This is a genomic window from Mitsuaria sp. MSU3D (genome assembly GCF_056867975.1).
Map to the genome: position 1 here is coordinate 3,834,153 of NZ_CP200314.1, position 16,705 is coordinate 3,850,857.

Sequence of the window (16,705 nt, forward strand, 5' to 3'; positions counted from 1 at the left end):
CCACCGACCATGTTCCTCGAATCCGGATTCGCCCACATCGCGCAGGCCCTGCTGTGGCCGGTGCTGATCCTTGTTGCCCTCGGCTTTGTCTACGCGCTGTGGACGGCGGGCGCCACGGTGATGGAGGCCGTGCAGCGCCGCCAGCCCGGCTACCGTCAGTTGAAGGTGCATGCGACGAGCAACCTGGAGACGCTGGAGCTCCAGATCGTCCGCAGCCTCGAGGCGCCGCGCCTGCTGGGCCGCGTCGCGCCGCTGCTGGGCCTGATCGCCACGATGGTCCCGCTCGGCCCGGCGCTGCAGAGCGTCGCCGCCGGCCAGGGTCAGGCCGCGCTGGCGGTGTTCAGCTCCGCGTTCTCGGGCGTCGTGCTCGCGCTGGCGGCGGCCGCCATCGCGCTCGTCGTGTACTCGATCCGTCGCCGCTGGCTGCTGGCCGAACTGCTCGCCATCAAGACCGAGCAGGGCTGGGCATGAGCGCCGGCCGCCGCCTCTCCATCCTTGCCGAAGAGGATGACGACCCGATGCTGTCCGCGGTGAACCTGGTGGACGTGTTCCTGGTGCTGGTCGTCGCGCTGCTGACCGCCGTCGCGCTGCAGCAGCAGTCGCACGCGGACGAAACGGTGATCCGCAACCCCGGCCAGCCGGGCATGGAGATCGTCGTGCGCAAGGACGGCCAGGAGATCAAGTACCGCGGCAACGGCGGCAGCGCCGAAGGCCAGGGTGAGCGCGCCGGCGTCGCATACAAGTTGAAGGACGGCTCGATCATCTACGTGCCCGAGGCCGGGGAAGCGCCCAAGCCATGAGGATCGCGTCCCTGCTGGCGCGCGGCCTCGCGGTCACGGTCCTGTCGCTGTGCGTGCCGCTCGTCGCGAGCGCCGCGAACACGTCGTCCCGCGTGCTGTTCCTCAGCGTCGACATCACGCCCGCCGCCAAGCATGCGCTGCTGGAGCGCGAGGGCAAGGCCCTCGGCTTCGAGGTGCGCCAGATCGAGTACCCGCTGCGCGGCGCGCCGGTCGACAAGGATCCGGCGCTCGATCGCGCGTTGCGCGAAGCGGACCTCGTCTGGATCGACATCCCGCATGCCACCGCGGAAGCGCGGCTGCATCAGATCCTCGACGCCGCGCTGCAGCGCGCCGCCCTGCCCGCTCCGCGCGTGCTGTGGATTCCCGCGGGCGAGCCTGCCGCGAGCGATCGCAGCCTGCGCGCTTATCTGCAGGCCGGCGGTCCGGCCAACACGCGCGCGGCCTTCGCGATCGCGCGGGCGCAGCTCGATGGCAAGCGCGCACCCGACCTCGGCCCGCCGCAGTTGATCCCGCAGCGCGGCATCCACTATCCCGGCGCTCCGAAGCTCTTCGCCGACGCGGCCGAGTTCCGCGCCTGGGCCGCGCAGCAAGGGCTGCGCGGCGAGCCCGTCGCCATCCTGCTGCATCGCTATCACTTCGTGCAGGGCAACACCGAGTGGCTGGACCGCTGGCTCGCGATGTTCCGCAAGCAGGGCCTGCTCGCCTACGCCGCCTTCAGCGGCCAGCTCAGCGACAAGCCCTTGTCGGAGCTGCTCGAGCGCGACGGCCAGGTGCAGGCGCGCGTGATCGTCAACCACAGCCTGCTGCCGCAAGGCGCGACGCTGCAACCCACCTTCGAGCGCTGGGGCGTGCCGGTGCTGCAGACGCAGCCGTATCGCCAGGATGAAGCCGCGGTGTGGGAAGGCAGCGAGACCGGCCTCGCGCAGGCCGACATCCCGTTCTACTTCGCGCAGCCGGAGGCGGCCGGGCTCATCGATCCGGTCGTCGTCGTCGCGCATCCGAAGCGCGGCGAGCCCGAGCTCATCGAGCGTCAGGCCGCCAGCGTCGCCGGCAAGGCCGCGCGCTGGGTTGCGCTGCAGACCAAGGCGAACGCCGACAAGCGCCTGGTCGCCTTCGTCTACAACTACCCGCCGGGCGGCAGCAACTTCGGCGCCTCCTTCCTCAACGTGCCGCGCAGCCTGGCGCGTGTGAGCACCGGCTTGAAGGACGCGGGCTACGGCGTCACGCCGATGGCGGAGGCCGACTGGATCTCCGGCCTCAAGCCGCTGCTGTCCGCGTACTACCCGGGCACCGACCTGCAGGCGCTGCTCGACGCGGACCAGGCCGAGGCGCTGCCGCTCGCGCGCTACACCGCGTGGTTCGACGCGCTGCCCAAGGCCGTGCGCGATCCCATCGTCGCGCGCTGGGGCACGCCGGCCAGCAGCCGCTACGTCCTGCGCGTGCGCGGCGAGCCGGTCTTCGTGATCCCGCGCCTGAAGCTCGGCGCGCTCACCGTGCTGCCGCAGCCGCCCCGCGAGGAAACGCTGCGCAACGGGCAGGACCCGTTCATGCATCGCAGCAAGACGCCGCTGTCGCACCACTACCTCGCCACCTACCTGTGGGCGCGGCAGGCCGACGCCATCATCCACTTCGGCACGCACGGCACGCAGGAGTGGGCGCCGGGCAAGATCCGCGGGCCTGACGTGATGGATCCGGTGTGGCTGCCGCTCGGCGACACACCGGTGGTCTATCCCTACATCGTCGACAACCTCGGCGAGGCGCTCACCGCCAAGCGCCGCGGCCGCGCGCTGATGGTGAGCCACCGCACACCGAGCTTCGCGCCGGCCGGGTTCAACGCGCAGATGGCCCACATGCATGAGCTGATGCACGAGTGGGAAACCGTCGATCCCGGTCCGACGCGGCAAGGGTTGGAACGGCAGATGATCCAGCAGTTCGTCGAGCACAACCTGCATCGCGACCTGGGCTGGAGCGCCGAGCAGATCGCCGCCAACTTCAGCGGCTATCTGGAGTTGCTGCATCCGTATCTGGATCGGCTCGCGCAGAGCTCGCAACCCCAGGGGCTGGCGGTGTTCGGCGTCGTGCCTGATGAAGGCCAGCGTCGCGGCTCCATCCTGCAGCTGTTGCGCGTGCCGCTGATCGAGGCGCTCGGCGAAGACATCGACGAGGCCTTCCTCATCAACCATGAGGGCGTGGCAAAGGCACGGCCGGCGCGCTGGCTGGACCTCGCGCTGAAGGACGCGGAAGCAGCGAGCCACCTCGATCTACGTCCTTCCGCCTGCATCGCGGCCGGCACGGCAGCGGCGGCATCGGCCGCTTCCGCAGTCGCGGCGGAGCTCAAGCACGCAGCGTCCGCACCCGGCACCGCCGCGAGCGCTCCTCTGGTCACCTGCGGCGACGGCTTCGTCCCCAACCGCGCCGCGCGCAAGCCGATCGACCAGGCCGCGCTGTACCAGCTCGCGCTGCGCGCGCAGGAGATGTCGACGCGGCTCTCGACCGAAGGCGAGATGCCCGGGCTGCTGCGTGCGCTCGATGGGCGCTTCATTCCCGCGGCCTACGGCGGCGATCTGCTGCGCAATCCGGAGAGCCTGCCGACGGGCCGCAACCTGACGGGTCTCGATCCGAATCGGCTGCCCACGCGCCAGGCCTTCGAGGCCGCGCAGGCGCTGTTCAAGCGCTGGTACGAGGAGCAGGCCAAGGCCGGCACCGCGCCTCGGCGGCTCGCACTGTCGCTGTGGGCGGGCGAGACGCTCCGCCATCAAGGGATCATGGAAGCGCAGGCGCTGGTGGCGCTCGGCGCCACGCCGGTGTGGGACGCGACCGGCCGGCCGACCTCGATCAAGCTGCTGAGCCCGAAAGAGCTCGGCCGTCCGCGCGTGGACGTGCTGCTGTCGATCACCGGCTCCTACCGCGACCAGTTCCCGGCGTTGATGAAGCTGATCGACCAGGCGGTCGCCGCGGCCGGCGAGGCTGAGTCCGACAACGCCATCGCCAGCAACAACCGCGCGATCGCCGGTGAGCTCCGCAAGGCGGGTTTGAAGCCCGCGCAGGCGCAAGCGCTGGCGCAGGCGCGCGTGTTCGGCAACCCGGCCGGCGACTACGGCACCGGCATCGCGGACGCGGTGCAGGACAACGGCCTGAAGGGCAAGGACGGCCAAACCGATCCGCGTCTGGGTCAGCTCTTCCTGTCGACCATGAGCCAGCCCTACGTCGACGGCGAGCCGCTCAGCGTGCCGCCGGCGCAGGCGCAGCAGGCGCTCGGCGCGCACCTGCGCCACACCGACGCGGCGCTGATGTCGCGCAGCAGCCACCTGTACGCCATGGTCAGCAGCGACGATCCGTTCCAGTACCTCGGCGGCCTGGCCGCGGCGGCGAAGGTCGCGGGCAACACGAATGGCATCGCCCTCCACGTGAGCCAGTTGCAGGACGCCGCCGAGCAGCACACCGAGACCGCCGCGCAGGCGATCGCGCTGGAGATGCAGAGCCGCTACCTGCACCCCGGCTGGCTGAAGGCGCAGCAGGCCGAGGGCTGGTCCGGCGCGCTGCAGGTGCTCAAGGCGGTGCAGTACAGCTTCGGCTGGCAGAGCATCGCGCCGGGCACCGTGCGGGCGGACCACTGGCAGAGCTTCTACGACGTGCTGGTCAAGGACAGGCACCAGCTCGGCGTGCCCGAGTGGCTGAAGCAGAACCCGCAGGCCTATGCGCAGGCGCTGGAGCGCCTGGTGCAGGCCGACCGCATGGGGTACTGGAAGCCGGATGCGCGGACGAAGCAGGAGATCGCCTCGCTGTACCGCGACCTGACGAAGGCGGCGCCGCTGAACAACGAGCTGGCTTCGGTGCGCCGCTGGACGGCGGATCAGCTGCCGCAGGACGTGCCGGCCTTCCAGCCGGCGTCACCCGCCGCGCCTCAGCCGGCCAACAAGGCGCAGAAGCCTGCGGAACGGCGCGCGACTCCCGCCGTGCCGCCGGTTCCGACCGTGCGTGGTCTCGCGCTGCAGCGCGTGCCCGAGCCTCCGAAGCCGACGCCGGCCACGCCGACGGCAGAGCGCCTCGAACAGGCGCTCGCCTGGATCGCGATGGCGCTGCTCATGTGCGCCGGCGCCATCTGGCAATCGCGCCGATCGAATCCGCCGCATCGAGCGGGCCTGCATTTCCACAACGACAACCACCTGATCCCACGGGGAGCCGCTTGAACTCGAACAACAGGATCACCGTGATCGCGAGCGCGATCGCACTGCTCGCGGGCGCCGCCCACGCGCAAGACGCCAACAGGCTCGACACCGTCCGCATCAGCAGCCGCGCGCAGCTCGGCGAGGCCGAGAGCGCCTCCGAGGGCGAAGTCGGCGTCGAGCGCCTGGCGCTGCGTCCGCTGCTGCGCCCGGCCGAGCTGCTGGAAGCGATGCCCGGCATGACCGTCACGCAGCACAGCGGCGACGGCAAGGCCAACCAGTATTTCCTGCGCGGCTACAACCTCGACCACGGCAGCGACTTCGCGACCTTCGTGCTCGGCATGCCGGTGAACATGGCGAGCCATGCTCACGGCCAGGGCTACATGGACCTGAACTTCCTGATCCCGGAGCTGGTCGACAGCCTGCGCTACCGCAAGGGCGCGTTCAACGCGGAGGACGGCGACTTCGCGACGACCGGCGCCGCGCGCATCGGCTACCTGAGCGAGATCGAGCGCCCCTTCGCGCAGGTGACGGCCGGCCCCTACGGCTACCGGCGCGCGCTGAGCGCCGGCAGCGCGAAGGTCGGCGGCGGCTGGTCGTTGCTGGGCGCGGTCGAGGGCAGCGTCTACGACGGCCCGTGGGACCAGGCCGAGGACCTGCATCGCCGCAACGCGGTGCTGCGCCTGACGCGCGGCGACGAGCGCAACGGCGCTCACCTCGACCTGCTGAGCTACAGCGCCGCCTGGCGCGCCAGCGAGCACGTGCCCGAGCGCGCCATCGACAGCGGCGAGATCGGCCGCTACGGCACGCTGCTGGCCAACGATGGCGGCCGCACGCACCGCCACAGTCTGAGCGGCGGATTCGCCTACAACCAGGGCAGCGGCCAGTGGACCGCCGACGCCTGGGTGGTGGACTACGCGCTGAACCTGTTCTCCGCGCCGTCCGGCTTCATCAACGGCCCCGACGGTGACCAGCACGAGCAGGCCGATCACCGCAAGCTCTGGGGCGGCTCGCTGAAGCACCAGTTGCCCGCCGCGTGGCTGCCCGCCGATCAGCAACTGACCTGGGGCCTGCAATGGCGCCACGACAAGATCGGCACGCTCGGCCTGTACGACACCGTCGACCGCGTGCGCACGCACACCGTGCGCGAGGACCGCGTCAGCCAGGACAACGCGGGCGTCTTCGTCGAGCTCGGCAGCCGCTGGACCGACTGGCTGCGCAGCACCGTGGGCGCGCGCTGGGACACGATGCGCGCGACGGTCTCGCCGACCGCGGGCGAGTTCAACATGGACAACGGCGGCAAGGCGAGCCAGTCGCAGTTCAGCCCGAAGCTGGGCCTGATCGCGCGCGTCGCGGCGGACACCGAGGTCTACCTGCATTGGGCACGGGCCTTCCGCTCGAACGATGCGCGCGGCGCGACCTCGACGACGAATCCCGCCGACGGCAGCGAGGTCGACCGCCTGCCGCTGCTGGCGCGCACCAAAAGCACGGAGCTGGGGCTGCGCACCAAGCCCGTCAAGGGGTGGACCACCAGTCTGGCGCTGTGGCAGGCCAACCTGGCCTCGGAGCTGGTCTTCGTCGGCGACGAGGGCGTGACCGAAGCGCGCGGTGCGTCCAAGCGCGTGGGGCTGGAATGGTCCAACGACGTGCAGGTCGGCCGCGATTGGCTGATCGACGCGGACGTGGCCTGGTCCCGCGCCCGTTTCGTCGAGGCGACCGAGACCGAGTTCGGCAGCGGCAAGCGCGTTCCCAATGCGGTGCCGTGGTCGGCGTCGATGTCGGCCAACTGGGCGCCGGCGGGTCCGTGGTCCAGCGGCTTCAAGCTGCGGTACCTGGGCGCCTATGCGCTCGAGGAGACCGGCACGCAGAAGTCCAAGGCCGTGTTCACCGCCAACTGGCGTCTGGGCTACCAGCTCAGCGACCGCTGGCAGCTCGGCCTGGACGTGCTGAACCTCTTCGACACCAAGGCCAATGACATCGAGTACTGGGGCGCCGCCTGCACGCGCGCCGAGGGCGCGGGCTGCAACAACGGCGAAGGCATCAACGGGCGCCTCGTGCATCCGATGGAGCCGCGCACCTTCCGTCTCAGCCTGCGCGCGCGGATCTGAACGCATTCATCGGAGCATCGACATGGAAATCGAAAAACCGCCCGTCGACCGGGTGCGCATCATTCCGGACGGCGAACGCCGCGGGCTGGTGATCGTCCACACCGGCAACGGCAAGGGCAAGAGCACGGCGGCCTTCGGGCTGGCGCTGCGCGCGCATGGGCGCGGCAAGCCGGTCCACATCTACCAGTTCATGAAGGTGCCGAGCGCGCGCTTCGGCGAGCACCGGCTGTTCGAGCAGATCGGCGTGCCCATCGAGGGTCTGGGCGACGGGTTCTCGTGGAAGAGCAAGGACCTGGACCATTCGGCGCAGCTCGCGCGCGACGGCTGGGAACGGGCGAAGGCCACGATCCTGGCCGGCGAACACTTCCTCGTCGTGCTGGACGAGATCATGTATCCGCTGCGCTACGGGTGGCTGCCGCTGGAGCCGGTGCTGGAGACGCTGCGCGAGCGGCCGTCGCAGGTGCACGTCTGTCTGACCGGGCGCAACGCGCCTCAGGAATTGATGGATCTGGCAGACACGGTGACGGAAATGACAATGGTGAAACATCACTTCAAGGCAGGAGTGCCGGCCCAGCGAGGAATCGAAGACTGACGAGGACGCTCATGACGGCAGAATCCGCCCACTCGTCGTTGCAAATGCTCGCAGTAGCGCCGCTACTGCTCCGCTTTGCGCCTAGATTGGACGGATTCCGCCGCCCTGCTCGCCCTCGTCAGCGCGCTTGCTGACATCCTTATTCTGAACTCCATGTCCTGGCTGCTCGCCCTCGCGATCCCCATCGCACTGCTGCTCGACCGCTGCTTCGGCGAGCCGCCCGCCGCCGTGCATCCGGTCGTCGGCATGGGCCGTTTCCTGGGGCTCTTCGGCGACCGGCTCTGCGCGATGTCGCCGAAGGCAGCGTTCATCGGCGGTGCGCTCGCGTGGACCGCAGGGATCGCGCTCTCGGCCGTCACCGCGTGGGCGATCGAGCATGCGGTCATCGTCGGGCTCGAACCGTGGTTCGGCGGCTGGCGGCTCGCGGTCGCGGCGCTGCTGCTGGGACTCGCGCTGAAGCCGATGCTCGCGTGGCGCATGCTGCGCGACGAGGTGGGCGCCGTGGAGAGCGCACTGTCACGATCGCTCGACGAAGGCCGCGCGCAGCTGTCGCGCCTGGTCAGCCGCGACACGCGGCAGCTCTCCGCGCTCGAGGTCCGCGAGACCGCGATCGAGACACTCGCCGAGAACCTCAACGACTCCGTCATCGCGCCGCTGTTCTGGTTCATGGTCGCCGGCCTGCCGGGCGCGGCGGTCTACCGCTTCGCCAACACGGCCGACGCGATGTGGGGCTATCGCGGCCGCTGGGAATGGGCCGGCAAGTGGGCCGCGCGCGCCGACGACGTGTTGTCCTGGATCCCGGCGCGCTTGACCGGACTGGCGATCGTCGCGCTGCGTCCCGCGCTGCTCGCGCCGTTGTTGCGCGAGGCCACGCGCACGCCCTCGCCCAACGGCGGCTGGCCGATGGGCGCGATGGCGTTGCGGCTCGGCCGCGCGCTGAGCAAGCCCGGCCACTATCGGCTCAATCCGTCCGGCAGCGACGTCGTCGCCGAGGACATGCTCACCGCCCAACGGCTCGCCGCCCGCGCGATGCTGGGCCTCGCCGCGCTGCTGGCGCTCGGTACCGCCGCACTGCGCGGCGGATTCGCACGATGACTCGCTTCCCATCGCTCACGCACGGCGGCACCGATGCCGGGCCGCCGGTGCGTCACGACTTCTCGACCAACGCCCACCCGCTCGGCCCGCCGCCGGCGGCGCTCGACGCGGTGCTGCGCGCCGACCGGCTGCGTTACCCCGACCCGACCTACGCCGCGCTGCGCGCCCGCCTGGGCGACTGGCACGGCGTGGAGCCCGAACGCGTGCTGCCCGCCTCCGGCGGCTCGGAAGCCATCCGCCGCCTGACGCTCGCCGCGATGCTGTCGGGGGTCACGCGCGTCTGCGTGCCGCAGCCCGGCTTCGGCGACTACGCGGCGGCGGCCCACGCGCTCGGCCTGCAGGTGACCGGCTACGACGACGCGTTCGAGCTCGCCGATACGCTGACCTTGCCCTCGCTGGTGTGGGTCTGCGATCCCAACAATCCCACCGGCGCGAGCTTCGGCCCCGCCGAGTGGACGGCCGTGGCGCTGGCGCTCGGGCAGAGCGGCTCTCAGCTCGTCGTCGACCAGGCCTACGACGCGCTGCGCCTGGCCGGCGGCTGCGCGCTCCCACAGCCCATCGCCGACGGGGCCTGGCGGCTGGTCTGTCCCAACAAGGCCTTCGGGCTGACCGGCGTGCGCGGCGCCTACCTGATCGGCCCGCGCGACGGCCTCTGGATCGATCGCGTCGAGGAGCTCGCGCCGAGCTGGGTGCTGTCGTCCGAGGGTCAGGCCTTGCTCGAAGCCTGGACCACGCCGTCCATCCGCAACGAACTCGAAGCCTCGCTGCCGCTGCTGCGCGAGTGGCGTGAAGCGCAGTGGGCGCGCATGGCAGCGATGGGCTTCGACCAGATCGACGGCGGCACCGCCAACTTCTGGCTGGCCGCCCTGCCGTCGCCGTGGCACGGCATGCCGGAGCCGCTGCTCGAAGGGCTGCGCGCGATGGGCATCAAGCTGCGCGATGCGACGTCCTTCGGCCTGCCGGGGCTCGTGCGCGTGTCGGTGCAGGCGCCGGAGGCCGTCGACGCGCTGGCCGCCGCGATGCTCACCTTCGGCGGCCACACGCCGCTGCCGGCGCCGCCGTCGCGCCATGGGGCGTTCGACACGACGCATCCGTTTGGAGAAACGCTGTGAGCGGTCCTGCGTCGGATGATGTCAGCCGGACCGCCAAGCGCGGGCTCTCCACGGGGCATGGGGGATCCCTCCAGGACCCCCAAGCCCCATTCCGGCCCCAGGGTGACTCGTTGACCCCGGAGGGGGTGGCCGGGCGGGGTCGGGGGCGGGGGCGGGCCGTCATGGTGCTCGGCACCACGAGCGGCGCGGGCAAGAGCTTCCTCACCACGGCGCTGTGCCGCTGGTATGCGCGGCAGGGCCTGCGCGTCGCGCCGTACAAGGCGCAGAACATGAGCAACAACGCGCGCGTGGTGCCAGGTCTTGATGGTCGGCAGGGCGAGATCGGCTCGGCCCAGTACTTCCAGGCGCTGGCCGCCCGCGCACGGCCCGACGTGCGCATGAACCCGGTGCTGTTGAAGCCGGAGAAGGACACCGCCTCGCAGGTCGTCGTGATGGGCGAGGTCGACGAGGCGCTCAGCCGCGCGCCGTGGCGCGAACGCAGCGAGGCGCTGTGGACGCGCGCACGCGGCGCGCTGCACGAGTTGCTCGACGAGAACGACGTCGTCGTCATCGAGGGCGCCGGCTCGCCCGCCGAGATCAACCTGCACAGCAGCGACTACGTGAACATGCGCACCGCGCGCGAGGCCGGCGCCGCCTGCCTGCTGGTCACCGACATCGACCGCGGCGGCGCCTTCGCCCATCTGTACGGCACACACGCGCTGCTGCCGGCGGACGAGCGCGCGCTGATCCGCGGCTTCGTGCTGAACCGCTTCCGCGGCGACGCCGCGCTGCTGTCGCCGGGACCGGAGATGCTGCAGCAGATGACCGGCGTGCCCACGCTCGCGACGCTGCCGATGTGGCGCGGCCACGGGCTGCCCGAAGAGGACGGCGTCTTCGACGACCGCACGACCGGTGGGCTTGGCGCGGGTGGCGTCAGCGGCGGCGGACGTGACGTGATCCGCGTCGCCGTGATCGCCTATCCGCGGCTGTCCAACCTCGACGAGTTCCAGCCGTTGCGCAACCTGCCGGACGTGCGCCTGAGCTGGGTCCGCACGCCGGCCGAGCTCGACGGCGTGGACTGGATCATCCTGCCGGGGTCGAAGGCGGTGGCGTCCGACCTCGCCTGGCTGCGCGCACAGCGGCTGGACGTCGCGGTCGCGGCGCACGCGGCCGCCGGCCGGCGGGTGCTGGGCATCTGCGGCGGCCTGCAGATGCTGGGCGAGGCGCTGGTCGATCCGCACGGGCTCGATGGCAACGCGCCGGGCCTGGGCCTGCTGCCGCTGGTGACGCTGTTCGAGCGCGAGAAGCTGTTGCGCGAGGCCGAATGCCGCTTCGCGCCGTCGCTGGACGCGCCGTGGTCGTCGCTGAACGGCGAAGTGGCCCGCGGCTACGAGATCCACCATGGCCGCACGGCGCAGCACCCCGGCCTGCCCGCGGCGCGGCCGGTGCTGTTCGACGGCCTCGGCGAGCCGGTCGGCTGGCAGCACGGGCCGGTGCTCGGCCACTACCTGCACGGCCTGTTCGAGGACGACCGTGTGCTGGCCGCGCTGTTCGACCGGCCGGCGCGTCCGCTCGACCAGGTCTTCGACGAACTGGCCGACTACATCGACCGCCATTTCGCGCCCGGCGTGCTGCTGGACCTGCTGTCGCCGTCGCCGCCCCCTCTTCCTTCCCCTTGATGTCCCGAGAAGTCCCATGACCAAGCAAGACCTGATTCCCTCGATCCCCTCGTTGCACGATGCGGCGCTGGCATCGGCGCTGCAGCACCGCATCGATCGCAAGACCAAGCCGCTGGGTTCGCTGGGCCGGCTGGAGGGCCTGATGCTGCGTCTGGGGATGATCCAGGGCACGGAGCAGCCCAAGCTGGTGGACCCGCAGATGATGGTCTTCGCGGCCGACCATGGGCTGGCGGCGCACGGCGTGTCGGCCTTCCCGTCGGACGTGACCTGGCAGATGGTGGAGAACTTCCTGGCCGGCGGCGCGGCGGTCTCCGTGCTGGCGCGCCAGCACGGGCTGCAGTTGAGCGTCGTCGACGCCGGTGTGCGCCACAGCTTCGAGCCGCGCCCGGGCCTGCTGATTGCGAAGATCGCGATGGGCAGCCGCGACATGCTGGAGGGCCCGGCGATGACGGTCGACGAGTGCGCGACCGCCATCGCCGCCGGCAAGACGCTGCTGCAGAAGCGACCGGGCAATGCGCTGCTGCTGGGCGAGATGGGCATCGGCAACACCTCGTCGGCGGCGCTGCTGCTGTCGCGCCTGGGCGGATTTGCGCTGGCCGATTGCGTGGGCCGCGGCACCGGCCTGGACGACGCGCAGTTGCGTCACAAGCTGGGCGTGCTGGCGCGCGTGCTGGAGAAGCATCCGCGCGCGATCGAGCCGCTGGCGGCGTTGGCCGCGCTGGGCGGGCTGGAGATCGCGATGATGGTCGGCGCGGTGCTGCAGGCGGCGCTGGAACGCCGGGTGATCGTCGTCGACGGCTTCATCACCGGCGCGGCGGTGCTGGTGGCCGCCAAGCTGCAGCCGGCGGTGCTGGAGCGCTGCATCTTCGCGCACCGCTCCAACGAGCAGGGCCACCGCCTGATGCTGGACACGCTGCAGGCGCAGCCGCTGCTGGACCTGGGCCTGCGCCTGGGCGAAGGCTCCGGCGCGGCGCTGGCCTGGCCGCTGCTGGAATCGGCCTGCCGCGTGCTGGGCGAGATGGCGAGCTTCGATTCGGCGGGCGTGAGCGACAAGACCTGACGCCGCTTCCGCGAGCGGTCAGGCGGGCAGCCGACGCTATGCTCGCGGCTCCACAAGGATTCGAACCGCCATGTCCAACACCGAGCGCTCGTTGCTCGACACGCTGCGCGCGTTGGAAGTCGAGCTCCACCACCCCGGCGTGCGCTGCAGCGCCGAGCGGCTGTCGCAGCTGCTGCACCCGGACTTCCACGAGGTCGGCCGCTCCGGCCGCCAGTACGACCGCGAGACCATCATCCGCTGGCTTGCCGACGACCACGAGCCGCCGAAGGTCGTGCCGGACGAATTCCGCATCGCGCCGCTCGCCCCCGACGCGGCCTTGCTGACCTACCGTTCGGCGCATCGGCAGGAAGACGGTTCGCTGGTTCATCACACGCTGCGGTCCTCGCTCTGGCTGAAGACGGCGGAGGGGTGGCAGATGCGATATCACCAGGGGACGCCGGCGGCACAAGCCTGGTAAGGCGCACGATCACGGCGCACGTCGTGGTGCACGCGCGCACGATCCGCGTGCGACGCCGGGTCAGGGGACATGGGCGCGGAAGTGGCCGAAGGTCACGTCCCGGGAAGGCCGATGGGCGCTAGATTCGCGGCGGCTCCGCTGCTGTCCAGAGCGGCGGGGTTGGCCGGGTCCAGCCGGTCGTTGTACCGACTCCCCGCTCCTCCCATGATCGATCCCACCGACTTCGCGGCGCCCTTCGGCGACCTGCCCGTTCCCGAGTCCCTGCTCGCGCTGCTGCGTTTCCAGAATGACGTCGGCTATGGCAACTACTCCGCCGCGCTGACGCTCACCGACGACGACCACGACGGCCTGCGATACGGCTGGTCGGAGGATCCCGCCCTCCTGTCCCGGCTGATCCCGTTCGCGCGGGCGACCGCGTCGGGATCGTTCTACGCGCTGTGGAATCCGGACCCGTCGCAGGCGCCGATGCCGGACCGCTGGCCGGTGGTGGCCTTCGGCGATGAAGGCGGCGAATGGATCGTCGCGCGCGACGTGCGCGAACTGCTGCGCGTCAGCAGCTGCGATGTAGAGCCGCGCATCGACTTCGACCGCATCCACTACTTCCGCAGCGAGCATCACTACCGCAAGAGCGAGGGGCTCGACGCCTACATCGACTGGCTGCGGGCGCAGCTGCAGCTGGCGCCGGTCGACGATCCGGAGGCAATCCTCGAGGCCGCTCAGCGCGCGTGGCAGGACGAATTCGAACGGTGGCTCCAGCCGTTCCTGCAAGGATGAGGCCGCGCGCGGCGGTGTGCGTTCAGCCCGGAACCGTCGTCAGCAGTGCCTCGGCCAGGCGTTCTATCTCGCCGCGCATCGCGAGCCGTTCCAGCCACCGCGGGGGAATCGCCGATGCGCCGTAATGTGCGCCTGCCAGTTGCCCCGCGATCGCAGCGACCGTGTCGGCATCGCCCCCAAGATTGGCAGCGGTCAGGATCGTTGCCTCGAAGGAGGACGATCGCGCGAAGCACCACATCGCCGCTTCGAGCGAGTCGATGCAGTAGCCGGAACTTCTGATCTGGTCGACGCTCTTGTCGCGCAGCGACGGATCGGCAGCACTGAGGACCGTCGCGCTCAGGTGCGCATCGCGTGAGGTGGCCCACAACGAGGCCTTCGCGTCGCCGTCGATGGCGCGGGCCAGCAGGTCCGCGAACAGCTCGCAGGCGTCGACCGCCTCGATGGCGGCATGGGTGGTCATCGAGCTCAAACGGGCGTTCCGTCGGAGCGCCGCGCGGTCCGACAGGAAATGCAGCGCCACCGGCGCCAGCCGCATCAACGAGCCGTTGCCGGCGCTGCGTGGATCGGTGTCGCCCGCGTACGGGTCGCCCGAGAGCTGGTAGCGCTGCAAGGCCTTGGCGGTGGTGAGGCCGATGTCGAAGCATTCACCGGTGCTGCTCAGGTAACCCCATTGCCACCAGTTGACGTAACGGTTCATCTGATCGACCGGATCGAATCCGTCGCGATGGACCAGGCTGGTCGCAAGGCACAGCGCCATCGACGTGTCGTCCGTCCATTGCCCGGCGGCGAGCGAGAAGGGGCCGCCGCCCACCATGTCGGTGACCGGCGCGAAGCTGCCGCGCGTCTCGAACTCCACGGTGGTGCCGACAGCGTCGCCGCAGGCCAGCCCCAGCAAGGCCCCGAGCGCCCGATCGCGGCGAAGCGCTTGTGTCGATGTCGTCATCTCACTCTCCCTGTCGCGGACTGAAGGTCCGCGGGAACACCACCGCGCTCTTGCGGTCCCGCAGGCGATAACCCATCGCGGCGCGCTTGGCGTCGCCGGCCATCGGTCCGGCCTCCTCCAGGAACCCGGCCGCGAGCATCCGCGTCCGGAAACCGCTCTTGTCGACCGGCCGGCCCAGCACGACCTCGTACATCCGCTGCAGCTGCGGCAACGTGAAGACCTGCGGCAGCAGGAACGCCGGCAGCGACGTGTACTCCACCTTGCCGCGCAAGCGTTCGACGGCGGTCTTCAGGATCGCCGCGTGATCGAAGGCGAGACGGGGGCGCTTGAGCAGCGTCTCCACCTCGAACCAGCCGACGTCGGCGGCGTTCGCGCCCTTGGCCAACGTCACGCCGTCGGCGGGCATCAGCGCGAAGTACACATGGGTCGCCGACCATCCGCGCGGATCGCGGTCCCTGCCGCCCCAGCTGCCGAGCTGCTCCAGATACGGACTGGCGACGCCGGTCTTCTCCGACAGCTTGCGCCGTGCGCAGGCCTCCAGATCGCGGTCGCGATCAACGTCCACGAAACCGCCCGGCAGCGCCCAGCGGCCGGGGAACGGCTCCTCGTCCTTCGAGGGCCGCTGCACCAGCAGGACGCGCAACTGGTCCTCGAGCACCGAGAAGATCACCACGTCGACCGTCGTGAACGGCAGTGGGAAGGGAGGGATCGCCGCCGCGGGCTGTGGTTTCCGGCGCGAAGCATCGGTCGTCATCGTCGTTCTCACTTGATCGGATCGGCGGAGAGTTGTATTGTGCAACCTTCAATGAGTTGCACTATACAACTCGTTCGACGAACAAGCGGACATCACGACAACGACAACGACAACGACAACAACAACAACAACGACAACAACAACAACAATCCGATGGAAGGGAGAGATGGGATGAACACCATCAACGACAAGACACTGACCTCGCTGAGCAAGCTGCTCAGCCTGACGCTGCGGCACAAGCCGGAGACACTGGGCCTCACGCTCGATGAGAACGGCTGGGTGGCGGTCGATGCGCTGATCGCCGGCGCCCGAGCCGCGGGCAAGCGGATGGATCTCGCGCTGTTGCGCGAGATCGTCGAGACCAACAACAAGCAGCGCTTCGCCTTCAGCGAGGATGGCCTGCGCATCCGCGCGAACCAGGGGCACTCGGTCGAGGTGGCCCTCGACCTGTCCCCGGTGACGCCGCCCGAGACGCTGCTGCACGGGACGGCGACGCGCTTCCTCGACGCCATCCTCGCCGAGGGGCTCGACAAGCGGCAACGCCACCATGTGCACCTCAGCGAGAACGCGGACACGGCGCGCCAGGTCGGCTCGCGCTACGGCAAAGTCGTGCTGCTGAAAGTCGACGCCGGCCGGATGCACCGGGACGGTCATCAGTTCTTCAGGACGGAGAACGGGGTCTGGTTGACCGACGCCGTGCCGCCGGGATATCTGAAAGTGGTATCCGGCCCATGAGCCACTAACATCCGAACCCGCCGTTGCAGTCGCACCCAGGGACATGGGGTTGCTGCGGTCGCCCAACGGCATTGAGAGGGAGGAACTCATCATGAACCTGAAACGCATCGCGACGGCTGCCGTCGCATCCCTGGCACTGGTCGCGTCGACCGCCCACGCCAACTACTCGTGTGGCGGCGCGGTCACCTACCTCGGCATCGACATGGGCGGCGACGTCACCGTCAGCGTCACCGGCACACCCATCCACAAGATCTGCAACTTCAACGGCGGATCCGGGCGCGCCTCGGCCGCCACCTGCAAGTCCATCTATGCCACCTTGCTGGCTGCCCGCACGACCGGCAAGACCGTGGCGATCTATTACGACGAGAACGGCTACACCTGCGGCAGCCTGCCCGCATGGGGCTTCGTCCCGTCGGTCTACTTCGTCCAGGGCCCGGACAACTGAGTCCGC

General features: G+C 70.3%; 15 protein-coding genes. 13 read left to right on the forward strand and 2 right to left on the reverse strand.

The window, feature by feature from the left end:
* Positions 1-9 precede the first annotated feature (9 nt).
* The 11 genes from AC1VNM_RS16795 to AC1VNM_RS16845 all read left to right on the forward strand — a co-directional run bounded on the left by AC1VNM_RS16795 (position 10) and on the right by AC1VNM_RS16845 (position 13,822).
* Positions 10-471 carry a hypothetical protein gene (locus tag AC1VNM_RS16795; RefSeq protein WP_483107663.1) on the forward strand — a complete coding sequence of 154 codons (462 nt, stop codon included), beginning with the start codon at positions 10-12 and terminating at the stop codon, positions 469-471.
* A complete protein-coding gene (locus AC1VNM_RS16800; protein WP_377160685.1) occupies positions 468-800 on the forward strand; it encodes a DUF2149 domain-containing protein in 333 nt (110 codons plus the stop codon). Before AC1VNM_RS16795 ends, AC1VNM_RS16800 begins: the two co-directional genes overlap by 4 nt.
* Positions 797-4,990 carry a cobaltochelatase subunit CobN gene (cobN, locus tag AC1VNM_RS16805; protein WP_483107664.1) on the forward strand — a complete coding sequence of 1,398 codons (4,194 nt, stop codon included), beginning with the start codon at positions 797-799 and terminating at the stop codon, positions 4,988-4,990. Before AC1VNM_RS16800 ends, cobN begins: the two co-directional genes overlap by 4 nt.
* The gene (locus AC1VNM_RS16810) at positions 4,987-7,074 is read left to right on the forward strand and encodes a TonB-dependent receptor (protein WP_483107665.1); all 2,088 of its coding nucleotides are present in this window, start codon (positions 4,987-4,989) and stop codon (positions 7,072-7,074) included. Before cobN ends, AC1VNM_RS16810 begins: the two co-directional genes overlap by 4 nt.
* 22 nt (positions 7,075-7,096) lie before the next feature.
* Positions 7,097-7,666: a cob(I)yrinic acid a,c-diamide adenosyltransferase gene (gene cobO / locus AC1VNM_RS16815; protein ID WP_377160677.1), complete on the forward strand. Its 570-nt coding sequence runs from the start codon at positions 7,097-7,099 to the stop codon at positions 7,664-7,666.
* 153 nt (positions 7,667-7,819) lie between these two features.
* Positions 7,820-8,761 carry an adenosylcobinamide-phosphate synthase CbiB gene (cbiB, locus tag AC1VNM_RS16820; RefSeq protein ID WP_483107666.1) on the forward strand — a complete coding sequence of 314 codons (942 nt, stop codon included), beginning with the start codon at positions 7,820-7,822 and terminating at the stop codon, positions 8,759-8,761.
* Positions 8,758-9,873 carry a pyridoxal phosphate-dependent aminotransferase gene (locus tag AC1VNM_RS16825; RefSeq protein ID WP_483107667.1) on the forward strand — a complete coding sequence of 372 codons (1,116 nt, stop codon included), beginning with the start codon at positions 8,758-8,760 and terminating at the stop codon, positions 9,871-9,873. Before cbiB ends, AC1VNM_RS16825 begins: the two co-directional genes overlap by 4 nt.
* A 161-nt stretch (positions 9,874-10,034) precedes the next feature.
* Complete coding sequence (locus AC1VNM_RS16830) at positions 10,035-11,531, forward strand: cobyric acid synthase (protein ID WP_483107668.1); 1,497 nt, start codon at positions 10,035-10,037, stop codon at positions 11,529-11,531.
* 16 nt (positions 11,532-11,547) lie between these two features.
* The gene (gene cobT / locus AC1VNM_RS16835; protein ID WP_483107669.1) at positions 11,548-12,591 is read left to right on the forward strand and encodes a nicotinate-nucleotide--dimethylbenzimidazole phosphoribosyltransferase; all 1,044 of its coding nucleotides are present in this window, start codon (positions 11,548-11,550) and stop codon (positions 12,589-12,591) included.
* A gap of 70 nt (positions 12,592-12,661) precedes the next feature.
* Positions 12,662-13,048: a nuclear transport factor 2 family protein gene (locus AC1VNM_RS16840; protein ID WP_431099978.1), complete on the forward strand. Its 387-nt coding sequence runs from the start codon at positions 12,662-12,664 to the stop codon at positions 13,046-13,048.
* A gap of 204 nt (positions 13,049-13,252) precedes the next feature.
* Positions 13,253-13,822, forward strand: a complete 570-nt coding sequence (locus AC1VNM_RS16845) for a hypothetical protein (RefSeq protein WP_483107670.1) — start codon at positions 13,253-13,255, stop codon at positions 13,820-13,822.
* Between the two features lie 22 nt (positions 13,823-13,844).
* Here the strand turns inward: AC1VNM_RS16845 and AC1VNM_RS16850 are convergent, their stop codons facing one another.
* Both AC1VNM_RS16850 and AC1VNM_RS16855 read right to left on the reverse strand, forming a co-directional pair.
* On the reverse strand, positions 13,845-14,765 hold the full coding sequence (locus AC1VNM_RS16850; protein WP_483107671.1) for an ADP-ribosylglycohydrolase family protein: 921 nt from the start codon (positions 14,763-14,765) through the stop codon (positions 13,845-13,847).
* Between the two features lies 1 nt (position 14,766).
* Positions 14,767-15,519, reverse strand: a complete 753-nt coding sequence (locus tag AC1VNM_RS16855; RefSeq protein ID WP_483107672.1) for an NUDIX hydrolase — start codon at positions 15,517-15,519, stop codon at positions 14,767-14,769.
* A gap of 171 nt (positions 15,520-15,690) precedes the next feature.
* On the opposite strand from AC1VNM_RS16855, the gene AC1VNM_RS16860 reads away from it, so the two are divergent.
* The gene (locus tag AC1VNM_RS16860) at positions 15,691-16,254 is read left to right on the forward strand and encodes an RNA 2'-phosphotransferase (RefSeq protein WP_483107673.1); all 564 of its coding nucleotides are present in this window, start codon (positions 15,691-15,693) and stop codon (positions 16,252-16,254) included.
* A gap of 91 nt (positions 16,255-16,345) precedes the next feature.
* On the forward strand, positions 16,346-16,699 hold the full coding sequence (locus AC1VNM_RS16865; RefSeq protein WP_483107674.1) for a hypothetical protein: 354 nt from the start codon (positions 16,346-16,348) through the stop codon (positions 16,697-16,699).
* The last annotated feature ends 6 nt before the right edge of the window (positions 16,700-16,705 follow it).

What these genes read in the sequence shown, in the direction of transcription:
- AC1VNM_RS16795 (WP_483107663.1), top strand. Translation starts at nt 10, where the DNA reads ATGTTCCTCGAATCCGGATTCGCCCACATCGCGCAGGCCCTGCTGTGG.
- AC1VNM_RS16800 (WP_377160685.1), top strand. Translation starts at nt 468, where the DNA reads ATGAGCGCCGGCCGCCGCCTCTCCATCCTTGCCGAAGAGGATGACGAC.
- cobN (WP_483107664.1), top strand. Translation starts at nt 797, where the DNA reads ATGAGGATCGCGTCCCTGCTGGCGCGCGGCCTCGCGGTCACGGTCCTG.
- cobO (WP_377160677.1), top strand. Translation starts at nt 7,097, where the DNA reads ATGGAAATCGAAAAACCGCCCGTCGACCGGGTGCGCATCATTCCGGAC.
- cbiB (WP_483107666.1), top strand. Translation starts at nt 7,820, where the DNA reads ATGTCCTGGCTGCTCGCCCTCGCGATCCCCATCGCACTGCTGCTCGAC.
- AC1VNM_RS16825 (WP_483107667.1), top strand. Translation starts at nt 8,758, where the DNA reads ATGACTCGCTTCCCATCGCTCACGCACGGCGGCACCGATGCCGGGCCG.
- AC1VNM_RS16830 (WP_483107668.1), top strand. Translation starts at nt 10,035, where the DNA reads ATGGTGCTCGGCACCACGAGCGGCGCGGGCAAGAGCTTCCTCACCACG.
- cobT (WP_483107669.1), top strand. Translation starts at nt 11,548, where the DNA reads ATGACCAAGCAAGACCTGATTCCCTCGATCCCCTCGTTGCACGATGCG.
- AC1VNM_RS16840 (WP_431099978.1), top strand. Translation starts at nt 12,662, where the DNA reads ATGTCCAACACCGAGCGCTCGTTGCTCGACACGCTGCGCGCGTTGGAA.
- AC1VNM_RS16845 (WP_483107670.1), top strand. Translation starts at nt 13,253, where the DNA reads ATGATCGATCCCACCGACTTCGCGGCGCCCTTCGGCGACCTGCCCGTT.
- AC1VNM_RS16850 (WP_483107671.1), bottom strand. Translation starts at nt 14,765, where the DNA reads ATGACGACATCGACACAAGCGCTTCGCCGCGATCGGGCGCTCGGGGCC.
- AC1VNM_RS16855 (WP_483107672.1), bottom strand. Translation starts at nt 15,519, where the DNA reads ATGACGACCGATGCTTCGCGCCGGAAACCACAGCCCGCGGCGGCGATC.
- AC1VNM_RS16860 (WP_483107673.1), top strand. Translation starts at nt 15,691, where the DNA reads ATGAACACCATCAACGACAAGACACTGACCTCGCTGAGCAAGCTGCTC.
- AC1VNM_RS16865 (WP_483107674.1), top strand. Translation starts at nt 16,346, where the DNA reads ATGAACCTGAAACGCATCGCGACGGCTGCCGTCGCATCCCTGGCACTG.